Genomic DNA, 13,420 nt, shown 5'->3' on the forward strand with positions numbered 1-13,420 from the left:
TTTTGGTTAGAAAGGGAATTTATATGAAAAAGCTAATAATATTATTCTTATTGTTTATCTGTATGGTACCCCTTTCTTATGCTCAAAATTTTCAAGATATGAGTTTTGAGGAGTTATACAAAAAAGCGGCAGAAGAAAATAGTCCAGAAGCGCAATTTTACTTAGGTGTTAGGTATGTCCAGGGGGATTCTGTCGAGAAAGATGCACAAAAAGCAATAGAGTGGTATGAAAAATCTGCAGCGCAAGGCATTCCAGAAGCCGCTTTTTATCTAGGTTATTTATATTACTTAGGTGAAGGTGTAGAGCAAGATCACCAAAAAGCTTTTGAATGGTATCAAAAAGCAGCCGAAAATGGTTATGCGCGTGCTCAATTGAATTTAGGAGCTATGTACCAAGAAGGTCAAGGTGTTAAACAAGATCTGACAAAAGCGCTAGAATGGTACGAAAAAGCTGCGGCACAAGGTATTTTAGGAGCCGCTGTGAATATTGGTAATTTGTATCATGCAGGTGAGGGAGTAAAGCAAGATCACCGAAAAGCTTTTAAATGGTATCAAAAAGCGGCCGAAAATGGTGATGTGGGGGCTCAATTGAATTTAGGAGCTATGTACCAAGAAGGTCAAGGTGTTAAACAAGATCTAACTAAAGCGTTAGAATGGTATGAAAAAGCTGCGGAGCAAGGTCTTGCCGAAGCTAGTTTTAATATTGGTCATTTATATTATGTAGGCGAAGGCGTAGAGCAAGATCACCGAAAAGCTTTTGAATGGTACCAAAAAGCGGCTGAAAATGGTTATGCGATTGCTCAATTGAATCTAGGGTTTATGTACCAAAAAGGTCAAGGTGTTAAACAAGATCTAACTAAAGCACTAGAATGGTACGAAAAATCTGAAGCGCAAGGTCTTGCAGAGGCCAGTTTTAATATCGGTGTCTTATATTATGTAGGCGAAGGCGTAGAGCAAGATCTAACTAAAGCACTAGAATGGTACGAAAAATCTGCAGCGGAAGGTTTTGCAAAGGCCAGTTTTAATATTGGTCTCTTATATTATGTAGGCGAAGGTGTAGAGCAAGATCACCAAAAAGCTTTTGAATGGTATCAAAAAGCGGCCGAAAATGGTTGTGCGAGTGCTCAATTGAATTTAGGGGCTATGTACCAAGAAGGCCAAGGTGTTAAACAAGATCTAACAAAAGCGCTAGAATGGTACGAAAAAGCTGCGGCACAAGGTATTTTAGGAGCTGCTGTGAATATTGGTAACTTGTATCATGCAGGTGAGGGAGTAAAGCAAAATTACCGCAAAGCTTTTGAATGGTATCAAAAAGCAGTCGAAAATGGTGATGTGGGGGCTCTATTGAATTTAGGGTTTATGTACCAAAAAGGTCAAGGTGTTAAACAAGATCTAACTAAAGCGTTAGAATGGTATGAACAAGCTGCGGGGCAAGGTCTTGCCGAAGCCAGTCTTAATATTGGGCATTTATATTATATAGGTGAAGGTGTAGAGCAAGATCACCGAAAAGCTTTTGAATGGTATCAAAAAGCGGCCGAAAATGGTTGTGCGGTTGCTCAATATAATTTAGGTGTTCTATACGAAAAAGGTCAAGGAGTTGAATCAGATCTAACGCGAGCACTAGAATGGTATCAAAAAGGAGCCGAAAATGGTGGTGCTGATGCTCAATATGCTTTAGGTGCTATGTATATTGAAGGTAAAGCAGTTGCTCAAGATTATGGTTTAGCTAAATATTGGTTTGAAAAAGCCGCTGCGCAGAATAATACTAAAGCACAATGGAATCTTGGCTTGTTGTATTATCGAGGTAAAGGCGTCAAAAGGGACAAAGAAAAAGCAGATGAATGGTTCAAAAAGTCGTATGAAAAAGATGTGGAAGATGAATCTTGTGAGCGAGATATTAAAGTGAATAAAATGGGATTCAACCTTGATTAAACAACAAAAAATTTCGTACAAAACAATGAGTAATTTATGATTTAATGAACAAGTCTTTAGGTATTTTAGCCGTTATACTGGCTTCACTATTATGGGGTACAACAGGCACAGCAGCGACTTTTGCCCCTATGTTATCGCCTTTATTTATTGGTGCGTTCGCAATGGGGATTGGTGGAATATTGCAATGTGGGTTAGCCATTTCTTACATCGTCAAAAACCGTGCTTTATTAAGATTATACTATCGGTTTTTAATCGTGGGTGCATTAGCTGTGGCTATTTATCCTTTAGCTTTTTATTCGTCTATGCGTTTATCGGGTGTCACTATTGGAACGGCTGTTTCCATAGGTTCAGCGCCTATCTTATCCGCCATCATTGAATACCGAAGTCGTGATTTTATACCCACTAAGCAATGGGTTATCGGTTCCGCCTTGGGGATTATCGGCATGAGCATGTTGGTTTTTTCAGACAATTCGGCAACAACAATTCAATATAACCATATCAGTTTGGGAATTTTATTGGGGTTAGTTGCCGGTTTCACTTATGCACTTTATTCATGGACAGCACGGCAATTAATGTTAAAAAAGGTTAACAGTAAAGCGGCAATGGGGGCTACCTTTGGTTGTGGCGGATTATTACTGATTCCGGTGATGTTAATCACTGGCGCTGTTTTTTTTGATTCATGGAATAATATTGCTGTTGGCTTTTATATGGCATTAATACCTATGTTTTTAGGTTATCTTTGTTATGGATATGGATTATCAAAAATACCTGCCAGCATGGCAACTACGATCACCTTGTTAGAACCAGTCATTGCAGCGACCCTTGCCATGCTAATTGTGGGTGAAACATTGTCGTTAATCGGTTGGGTTGGCATGCTACTTATTTTTATTTGTTTGGTAATGGTGTCATTATCAAACATAACGAAAAATTAACGAGATTATTTTGTTTACTGATTGGTTTTAAAAAATTTTAACCAACCCAAGCATTAATTAAAAAATAGCGATTAATGTTGCTAGTAGAATATTAGTTAAAGACCCCTATGTTGATGATAAAACCGATTCATTATTGAGATCTTTAACAGATGCATTGTATGAATCTTAGTAAATGGGGAGCGTAATGCTCCCTTTTTGTTTTAGAATATTATTGATTAACTTGTTTTGGGTAATGCCGACTTCTTATCGATTTAAAATACCAAATCAGTACAGTCAAAGCGATTCCCGCCGATAACAGATCCGCAATAGGTGATGATGCCCAAACGCCGTTGAGATCAAACAAACGAGGTAATAGGTAAAGTGTTGGCAACAAAATTAAAATTTGTCTGGAAAGGCTGAGCAAAATAGAAATTTTTGCCATACCGATACATTGAAAAAAGCTAGTTGTCACCATTTGAAAACCAACAAATGCAAAAGAAAGTGTTGTGTATCGAAGCGCTATTGCTGAGGTAGAGACCAAGTCCTCATCTGAACTAAAAGCTCGTACTAAAATATCAGGGATAAAAAATCCAAGAAGAAACCCAATACTGGTAATCACCGTGGCAACTTTAACCGCATAGAAAAAGGTGGCTTTAACACGTGGATAGTTTTTGGAGCCATAATTATAACCAATAATTGGTTGCATACCTTGATTGATACCAATTACAACCATAATAATCAATGTAATTAACCTATTAGCATTTGAATAGCCCGCAATGGCATCATCGCTCGAAACTTCAGATAAAGGCGCATAATGTACTAGTTGCCAATTAATAAATACTACCACAATCGAGGCAGCTACTTGCATGGCAAATGGTGACATTCCAATTGATATTATTGATTTAATATAGGTTAAGTTAAGAGTGAAATTGCGCCGATATAGCTTAATACTGCTGTTTTTACTGATAAAGTGTTGCATCACAAATAAAAAGCTAATAAACATCGATAATGTGGTTGCAAAAGCCGCGCCACGCATTCCCCAACCAAGGCCAATAATAAAAATAGGTGCTAAAATAATATTGGCAATGACACTAATAAACATAGTTACCATTGCTTTGAATGGATAACCACTGGCTCGCATCATATTATTGTAATTAAACGTCAACGTAATAAAAATACTACCTGGTAAATAAACTTCTAAAAACTCTCTGGCATAGACATGATTGGTTGCACTAGAGCCAACAAAATGTAAAACAGGATCAACAAAATAGAGCAATAACGCCAAAGTAAAACCACTTAAAACTGCGGTTAGCATAAACGATGTGCCAGCAACCTTTTCAGCCTTGTCGTTTTCGCCTCGACCTAAAAAAATCGAAATTCGGCTAGCAGAACCAATGCCTACTAGCATACCGATGCCTGCCGTTAGGTTCATTACTGGCAAAATGATCCCTGCACCACTCAATGCTTCACGGCCAATCCAGTGGCCAATAAAAATGCCGTCAATAATGTTATAAAGCGTATTGACAATGGTTCCAATTACAGCGGGCAGTGCATATTGCCAAAATAATGCACTAATTTTTTTATTTTTAAAATCGTTATAAACATCAAGAGAGTGAGCCATTGCTTTTAATTTCCTGCTGTTAAATATTGTACAGAAGTTACAGATAACTATGTGTTTGAGTTAAAAGAATATAATCATTATTGAAATTCGTTATGATTTATTCATGCCAGTTTGTTGGTTATATTACCAAAATAATAAACACGGTTTGCTATTTTTACTTATTTTTAATTATTGCTGACAGTGGTTTATAGCAACTACCCTAATTTATTCATTGCCATTATGGCGGTTAAATCTTGTCAAAAAATTTTAGGTAATGATGCGTTTTAGTATCTATTTGATGCAATTTGACTGTGCTAGTTTAACAGACTGGTAAATTGTTAATAGCACTTTTTCAACGCTTTGATAAAATAACGCTCTTAATGATTATTGCGATCCAATAGGAACCTCACCAATGAGCGTACAGATAGAAAAGATCATACTGCATAAATTAATTAGAAAAAGTGATACAGAAATCGAATTACAACTTCGTGATTCAATGCTAAATAATGAGCAGGCGGTTGTTAATCTAATTGAAGATATCAACCGTATTTATAACAACAAAAGCAAAGCCTATGGGCTATTTAATAGCGACAGCTTGTTTGAGCAATCGCTAAAAGAGTTACGCCTGGGTAATCAAGACTTTTTACATTTTAGTCAGGAATCAACCAAACAACTGCGTAACGAATTGGCTAAATATCCTTTTGCTGAAGGGGGCACGGTCGTATTTTGTCAGTATCGCTATTTAGCGGTTGAATACCTGATTATTGCGGTATTAAACAGCTGTTTAAGTATGCTAGTTAATGAAGACTTAGATATTAGCGAAACGCAATACCTCGATATCGCTCATGCTGACATTATTGCTCGAGTTGACATTACCGAGTGGGAAACCGAAGCTGACTCAAAACGGTACTTAACTTTTTTAAAAGGACGAGTAGGGCGCAAAGTGTCTGACTTTTTTATGGACTATTTAGGTGCTAGTGAAGGTTTAGATGCTAAAGCACAAAACAAAACGTTGGTTAAAGCAGTTGATGATTATTGTCAAGAAATGCAATTTGATAAACAAGACAAAACTAGCGCACGCGAAAATGTTTACAACTACTGTCAGGCACAATTACAAGCAGGTGAAGAAATTGAGCTGAAAAACCTAGCCAATGAGCTCCCAACAAATGGTGAAAATAATTTTGTTGAATTTATTAAAAATAGCGAATATGACTTAGAAGAAACATTCCCCGTTGATCGCAGTGCACTGCGTCAGCTTAAAAAATTTTCGGGTAGCGGCGGTGGGTTAACATTAAGTTTTGATTCGAATTTGTTAGGTGAACGCGTTAAATGGGATCCGCAAACGGATACGCTAGTAATTAAAGGCGTGCCACCTAATTTACGTGATCAGCTACAACGCAATAGTGGCACTAACTAATTATTCACTAATCATACACAAACAGCATTCTCAGGATAAAAAATGAAATATATTGGAGCACATGTCAGTGCCGCAGGTGGGGTGGATAACGCCCCAATTAATGCCTATCAAATTGGCGCAACCGCATTTGCGCTATTTACCAAAAATCAACGACAATGGCACGCAAAACCGCTTGAATCAGCAATTATCGACAGCTTTAAAAAGCGTTGTGAAAAATATGGCTTTACCAGCAAGCAAATTTTACCGCACGATAGCTACTTAATTAACTTAGGCCATCCTGATCGTGAACAGCTCGAAAAATCACGCACGGCATTTTTAGATGAAATGCAACGTTGTGAACAATTAGGTTTAACGTTACTGAATTTTCACCCTGGAAGCGATCTAAAACAAATATCGGTTGATGAATGTCTATCACGTATTGCCGAATCGATTAACATGACACTAGACAAAACAAGTAGCGTTGTGGCAGTGATTGAAAATACCGCAGGGCAGGGCTCTAATCTGGGCTACAAATTTGAACATTTAGCGCAAATCATTGATCAAGTAGAAGACAAAAATCGAGTGGGCGTTTGCATTGATACTTGCCATGCTTTTGCCGCAGGTTACGATCTCCGTACTGAAAAAGCGTGCCAAGAAACCTTTGCCGAATTTGAAAAAATTGTTGGTTTCAAATATTTACGAGGCATGCATTTAAACGATGCCAAAAGCGAATTTGCCAGCCATGTTGATCGCCACCATAGCTTAGGCAAAGGTAATATTGGCGAAGAGGCATTTAAATATATCATGCAAGATCCAAGAATTGACGAAATTCCGCTTATATTGGAAACCATTGATCCGGATATTTGGGCACAAGAAATTGCTTGGTTAAAGGAGCAAGTGAACTTATGATAAAAAAAGTATTCTACTTTTTTTGTATTTTTACTTTAGCTATGCCTAGTTTTTATAATTATGCAAAAAACCTTGAAAACAACACTTTGATAGAGTTTGATGGTAGTGGTTATCGGAAGGATATTCGAGTATATTCACTAGCATCTATTGATTATATTAAAGATGATCCTAACTTTATGTTTGTTTCATTATCTGATGATATTAAGTTATATGATGAAGAAAATAAGGAAAGTGTTTTTTTGATTCCTGAAGGCAAAAGAAAAAATTATAAAAAGAAAGAATATTTATTAACTGATTCGTATCGAGCTAAGTTCTTTTCTGAAGTGGGGATATCTGAAGACGATACTGTTTTTATTTATGATTATGATCAAAATTATTTAAAATCATTTCCTATTAATAGCTTAAAAGTTTTAGCTATTGTTAATCCTTATAAAGACGCAGATGATGGTCCTTTCTATTTATCTGATTATATGTTTGGTTTTAAATTAGATTCAAAAGGATTGAAAGATTATTCATATAGCAATCTTGTTTATATTGGTAAAGAAAATCCTTTTGTTCAAAAGCCCTTAACGCCTTTATTTTGGAACAAAATTGATGAAAAGGATTCTCCTGTTCTTGATGAAAATGATGACATTACCTCTTTAGCATTTGATGGCGATTTGAAAGATTTAAAAAAAGTGGATAGTTATTTGGCTCAAGCAAATGGTTTTCGTTTTTTTATAGAAAATTATACAATAAAAAACGAAAGTGCATTTTTTCATAGTGGTGAAATCATCGCAAGACATTTAATTATATTAGACTCTGACTCCAATATAATAACGAATGTGATTGACGGTATAATGGAAGGCGACATGTTTTACCCGTTAAATAACTTAAATAGCAAAGATGAGCCTATATATCAATGGACAGGTAAAATTTTAAAGAATGAACCACCTGTTGTATTTGGTTTTAAATCATCATCGTTTGCTTGTACTCCTGTTTTTCAATTTATGCACCCATTGCACGACTATTTTGTCCCAAGGTGTGATGCTCGGCACTGATATCCGATAAATTATTTTTATCTGAAAAACCGTAAAATCTCGTTCTTGAGAGGAAGAAGATGTTAATAGAGTAAATTTTATGTAGGATTCTTTTTAAAAAGATTATCTATTTTTAGTATAGCTACAATAATTATATAAATAACAAATTAGTTAAAATAAGGAATAGCAGTTTGAATCAATCCGTATTGCCATTAACAGAGCTTAATATTCCACCTTATTACCCAATTGAAGAAAGCCCTTTACCAGCTAGTTTTAGGCAGACTATGCAACAAAATTATGCGCAGCAATTAGTCATGTTAGCCGCAAAAGCAAAAAACGAAGCTGATGATAATGCGATTTGGAGCAGAAATTATCATTATGCTCATGAACGTAATGCAAAATTAAAAGCATGGACATCAGATACTCTTGATGATGTTTTTGCTTATTTAAATGGCGCTGAAAAAGAAGCCAGTTTAGATCTAAACAATAATAATCAATTTATTTGCCAAAACAATCTACTATTACTTACGTTGTACCGAGAATGTCTCCAAAAATTACCAGAATGCCATGTACAGCATTTATTACGGGCATATTATATTGAAACAAATATGCAAATTACCCATAATTTAGATTTACTTTTTGAAAAAGAGGAATAACTCCAGTAAGCAGATTTGCGACAATTTGCTGACTTATTAGCCAAAATAATACTAAGCGAGCAAAAGGCAAAGCGATATATCGCAGATATTTTTAACGAAATTTTCTTTACCTTTTTAATTTGCTGAAGGTTATGCTGATTATATAGCCGTTGCGAACGCTTTAGACAGATTGAATCCAGAATGGATGGAGAAAGAACTATGAATAAAATAAATCAATTATCATCACAACAACTAATTACCGCCATATTTGAACCTGTAAAGCAATTGAATAAAGCCATGCCAGAACGTATTACTCAATATATTTTATATGGTGAAGACCCAAACGTGTTGGTTGATTTAAATCAGTTAAGCCAATCTTCAAACTCGACGAAAAATCTTTATGAATTACTTAGAAGACCTTGTGATTTGTATATCATTAGCCTTGATGACAAAGCGAATTCATCGGAAGATGCAAGAATAGCTTTTTACCAACGTTGGACTGATGAGTATTCTAATGAACAGATAACCCGTTTTGCCCGAGTTTTAGCCGCAGTTTGTAGCAACTTACACTTTATTAAACTCATTACTTCACAGGTACCATCTTGGTTTTTATATCTGCTATATGATGGTTTGATTACCACAATGACAGATTGTATTAACGAGGATCAACGACAAAATTGGTCAATTAAACAATTACATCAATTGCTTGATGCTCAAGAGCCAGAATCAAGCCAGAAATTACTAATGGCTATTTTTGATCGTCAAAATATTTCAATTAACTATCAGAGTTATTTCAGAAATTTCTTTATAATTAATGATTTATTACCTTATATTATTGAGCATATCGAGATTTTCAAACAATTACCCGAGCAAGGTATGGCGGTATTAGGGCAAGTTGAGCAATTAAAATATATCCAACAACATCCTGAGCTCCACACACTGATGATTGACTTTATTGCTGTACAGTCATTAAATAGCTCAAAACAAGTTAGCCAGCTAGCAACGGAAATGCTACTTAGCTCTCCGCGCGAAATAGTACAACCACATTTACAACGGTTATTAACCTCAGGTACCGTTAAACAACGTAGCAGTGCTGCGACATTACAAGCTAGAATGTCATCAGATCCGACAATTTTACAACAAGCCTTAGCTAGCGAAACAAATAAAACCGTTATTACGGCAATTGAAAGTGCACTGTCTCGGCTTGAAAGTGCCAATGCCGTTGAACAACAAGCAACGTTGGTCATTGCTGATTTCGAGCCAATACAAGATATTGATTTACCAATCAATGCTCGAGATATTTTGCAACAAAATTATGAAGAATATTTGATAGAATGTGAAAAAGCAGCGCAAAAAGAGGCTGAATATAATAAAAAATATTTAACAAATTGGACGACAGAAGCAGAAACATATAAAGCTTTAAAAGCGGTCACATCGAAAGATTTAGATGATATATATCACTATTTAAATGGTAAAATTGAGCTTTCGGCGTTATTTAAAAAAATAGATAATAGCTTCAGTACGTCATTTGTATTGGCTAAAAATAGGCTACAAAATTTACCTGAATGTACACTTTTTCATTTTTTGCGTGCGGTTAGATTGGCTGATAAGTATTCTGGCATTTATTATTTTCAACAATTATATGAAAAAAACGAATTTTTAAAAGACTTTGATCTTAGGCAGATAGCCTATGTATTAGCAAAACTTGATGATCCTGAACGTTCTCTCTATGCTATTGCTTTGCCATTTTTAACCACAGACACTTATCATGAGATCTATGAAAATGAGCCAAACAAATTATGGCCATTTTTTGCCGAACATGAATTTTTGCTTGATGAGGCGTTGGGATTTGCTCCAGCCAACAAAATCTGGTCGTATATCAATATAGATAAAGCGAGCGCTATAAAAATATTACAAACTTTTCCAACTTTGCCTGCTAAATATGTTTCTTATCTATGTGAATTAGCCTTGGAAGAAAGCAAACAAATACGCTATACAGCGCAAGATGCTTTAAGTGTAATACCAAATATTCACAACCAAGTGGAGCAGGCGTTATCATCGGCTAAACAAGAAGTGCGTATTGCAGCAGCTAATTGGCTTGCACAGTTAGGGCAAAAATCTTCGATTAAAGCATTAAATGAGGCTTTACAAAAAGAAAAGCGCGAAACCGTACAAGCGTCATTATTAATTGCGCTTGAAAAAATTGGTGAAGATATTAGCCAGCAATTAACCACTAAAAAACTATTAGCCGATGCACAAAAAGGCTTAAAAGGTAAAAAACCTACTGATTTTGATTGGTTTGATGTAACGCTAATACCATCATTAACTTGGCAAAATGGAGAAGATGTTGATCCACAAATTGTGCAATGGTGGGTATGGTTAGCTGTCAAGTTGAAAGAACCCGCTAACCCATTATTAGGCATTTATAGCCGTTTATTAAGTTTGTCAAGCCAACAACTATTAGGCGAATTTATTTTACAAAGTTTTATCAAACAAGATACTCGTAGACCAACAGTGGAAGAGGCTGAGGCACAAGCCAATTTATTGGCGGATAAGCGCTTACAACAATGTATCAAGTGGTATCAACAATATCCTCAATATTACCCAAGTTATGCCAATATCACTTTTGAACAAGTATTTGAAGAGATAAAAAATGAAACACTTGCCGTCTATCTTGGATCGGCCATTAAAGCAAAAGGTCTATTAGCATTAACTCGTGGTATTGAAGGTCGTGTTGCGGTTTCACTAGTACGTAACTATATGAAAGATCATCAACAACGACGAGCACAAATTGAGGCCATGCTTGAACCACTTGCAAATAGTGATGATCCACTTATTACGCAACTCCTCTTATCGCTTGCACGCCGTTATCGTACCGCATCGATACAAGAAAAAGCACGATTATTGGTGGAAAATATTGCGAAGCGTAATGGTTGGACGACCGATGAACTCGCTGATCGCACCATTTCTACCGCAGGGTTAGATGATAATGGGGTGTTAACGCTCGATTATGGCGAACGAATTTTTACGGCGAGTTTCGATGATAAATTTAAATGGCATTTAAAAAATTCAGATGGTGATGAAATTAAAGCGTTACCTGAAGCACGTAAAAGTGAAGATGTAACGTTAGTGAAAGAAGCTAAAAAACAGTTTACTAACAGTAAAAAAGAGCTAACGCAATTACTCAATATGCAAATGACCCGTTTTTATGAAGCCATGTGCGCACAGCGCCATTGGCGAGTTGAGGATTGGCAAAAATACTTGCAACCACATCCAATTGTGGGAAGGCTTGTTCAACGTTTAATTTGGCTTGAATTAGATGACAAAGGGCAAATTGTAAATAGCTTCAGGCCAACCGAAGATGGTAGCTTAATTACTACAGACGATGATGAAATTTCATTAAATCAAGTAAATAAAATCGTTGTTGCACATTCGGCATTGCTATCAAGTGATAACATAAAAGCTTGGCAACATCATCTTAAAGACTACAAAGTCACGCAACTATTTGAGCAGTTTACACACTCATTACCCGATGTGAGTAAAGTTGAAAATAATATTATCAATGAATGCTTTGGCTGGTTAACTGATAGCTTTACCCTACGTGGCATTTTAACAAAATTGGGCTATAAACGTGATGCTGTTGAAGACGCAGGTTGTTTTTATGGCTACTATAAATATTTTGTTGGCCTTAATCTGTATATCAATATTGAATTTAGCGGCAGTATGGTACCCGAAGAAAATGTTCCTGTGGCACTTTTTAACCTGTATTTTAGTAAAAAACCCGGTTTAAAACACCGAGCAATTGAACTTAATCAAGTGCCACCCGTATTGCTTGCAGAAGGCTATGCTGATTATATGGCTGTTGCTAAGGCCAGCAGTGGTTTTGATCCAAAATGGGAGCAGAAGCTATTATGGTAAAAAACGCACAAGCTATTCGTTTAAGTGCTGAACAACGTTATGCTGATGAGCTAAATACGCTACTTGAATTAGATAATGCAAACAATAAACCTCAAGGTTGGAACTTATCACCCAAATTAGTACGGCAATTTATTTTAGGTAATAAAGAGCTGGGCATTAGTCGTAAATTTTTTGGTGATGATCCACTGGTCGATCGGGCAATTGTTTCTTTACTTGGTAAACAAGGTTTGATGTTAGTCGGTAAGCCGGGGACCGCTAAATCGATGTTGTCTGAATTGCTAGCGGCAGCAATTAGTGGCGATTCAAATCTGACTATTCAAGGCACGGCTGGCACCAGTGAAGATCATATCCGATATGCTTGGAATTACGCTTTACTATTAGCTGAAGGACCAACAGAGCGCGCATTAATCGGCTCGCCTATTTACCATGGTATGCAACAAGGTAAAATTGTTCGTTTTGAAGAGATCACGCGTTGCCCACCCGAAATTCAAGATGTACTGGTATCATTAATGTCTGAAAAGCAAATGATGATCCCTGAAATGGGGCAAAGTGTAAAAATGAGTGCTAAGCCTGGATTTAATCTTATTGCTACGGCAAACTTGCACGATCGTGGTGTGCACGAAATGTCGGCTGCATTAAAACGTCGCTTTAATTTTGAAACGATTAATCCTATTACAGATAAAAATTTCGAAATAGAATTAATTCAAACACAACTTAATCAGGAATTAGGCGAATTAAAATCACAAGTCATTGTCCCTATTGATGTCATTGAACTGCTAGTGACCACATTTCAAGAGCTAAGACAAGGGCAAACGCAAAATGGCACTCACCTTAAAGTGCCTGATGCCGTGATGTCAACGGCTGAAGCTGTGAATATTGTGTATGCTTCAGCATTAGATGCTTATTATTTTGGTGATGGCACACTAAATGGGGGGCAGATTGCCAAACAACTGATAGGTGTTGTTTTAAAAGATAATGCTGACGATATCAAACGAATTCAATTTTATATGGATAATGTGGTGCGTGAACGGGCTAAACATTCATCGCAATGGCACTCGTTTTATCAGGTATCTAAACATTTTTGGAAATAATTAATCAATA

Annotated in this window: 9 protein-coding genes; 8 read left to right on the forward strand and 1 reads right to left on the reverse strand. The window is 36.3% G+C overall.

All coding sequences use genetic code 11. The annotated features are described in order from the left end of the window. The first annotated feature begins 23 nt into the window (after positions 1 to 23). Positions 24 to 1,931, forward strand: coding sequence for an SEL1-like repeat protein (locus tag A9G47_RS02260; RefSeq protein ID WP_065642058.1), 1,908 nt, complete (start codon positions 24 to 26; stop codon positions 1,929 to 1,931). Between the two features lie 44 nt (positions 1,932 to 1,975). Further along, a complete protein-coding gene (locus A9G47_RS02265; protein ID WP_065642059.1) occupies positions 1,976 to 2,863 on the forward strand; it encodes a DMT family transporter in 888 nt (295 codons plus the stop codon). A gap of 208 nt (positions 2,864 to 3,071) precedes the next feature. Here A9G47_RS02265 and A9G47_RS02270 read toward each other — a convergent pair whose 3' ends face one another. Then, positions 3,072 to 4,463, reverse strand: a complete 1,392-nt coding sequence (locus tag A9G47_RS02270; RefSeq protein ID WP_065568493.1) for an MATE family efflux transporter — start codon at positions 4,461 to 4,463, stop codon at positions 3,072 to 3,074. Positions 4,464 to 4,854: 391 nt separating this feature from the next. On the opposite strand from A9G47_RS02270, the gene yejK reads away from it, so the two are divergent. The 6 genes from yejK (at position 4,855) to A9G47_RS02300 (ending at position 13,410) form a co-directional block, all read left to right on the forward strand. After that, positions 4,855 to 5,859: a nucleoid-associated protein YejK gene (gene yejK / locus A9G47_RS02275; RefSeq protein WP_065579989.1), complete on the forward strand. Its 1,005-nt coding sequence runs from the start codon at positions 4,855 to 4,857 to the stop codon at positions 5,857 to 5,859. 42 nt (positions 5,860 to 5,901) lie between these two features. Continuing rightward, entirely contained in the window at positions 5,902 to 6,747 is an 846-nt protein-coding gene (nfo, locus tag A9G47_RS02280; protein WP_065579988.1) for a deoxyribonuclease IV, read from the forward strand. Beyond that, on the forward strand, positions 6,744 to 7,787 hold the full coding sequence (locus tag A9G47_RS02285) for a hypothetical protein (protein WP_065588802.1): 1,044 nt from the start codon (positions 6,744 to 6,746) through the stop codon (positions 7,785 to 7,787). The genes nfo and A9G47_RS02285 overlap by 4 nt, the downstream gene beginning before the upstream one ends. A 170-nt stretch (positions 7,788 to 7,957) precedes the next feature. Beyond that, positions 7,958 to 8,422, forward strand: coding sequence for a hypothetical protein (locus A9G47_RS02290; protein WP_065642060.1), 465 nt, complete (start codon positions 7,958 to 7,960; stop codon positions 8,420 to 8,422). 198 nt (positions 8,423 to 8,620) lie between these two features. Further along, the gene (locus A9G47_RS02295; protein ID WP_176700639.1) at positions 8,621 to 12,319 is read left to right on the forward strand and encodes a DUF4132 domain-containing protein; all 3,699 of its coding nucleotides are present in this window, start codon (positions 8,621 to 8,623) and stop codon (positions 12,317 to 12,319) included. Continuing rightward, positions 12,295 to 13,410 (forward strand): ATP-binding protein, encoded by a 1,116-nt coding sequence (locus A9G47_RS02300; protein WP_141674786.1) that lies wholly within the window; start codon positions 12,295 to 12,297, stop codon positions 13,408 to 13,410. Before A9G47_RS02295 ends, A9G47_RS02300 begins: the two co-directional genes overlap by 25 nt. Positions 13,411 to 13,420: the final 10 nt, after the last annotated feature.

The organism is Gilliamella sp. WF3-4 (assembly GCF_001690275.1).
GTDB classification, from domain to species: Bacteria; Pseudomonadota; Gammaproteobacteria; order Enterobacterales; family Orbaceae; genus Gilliamella; species Gilliamella apicola_C.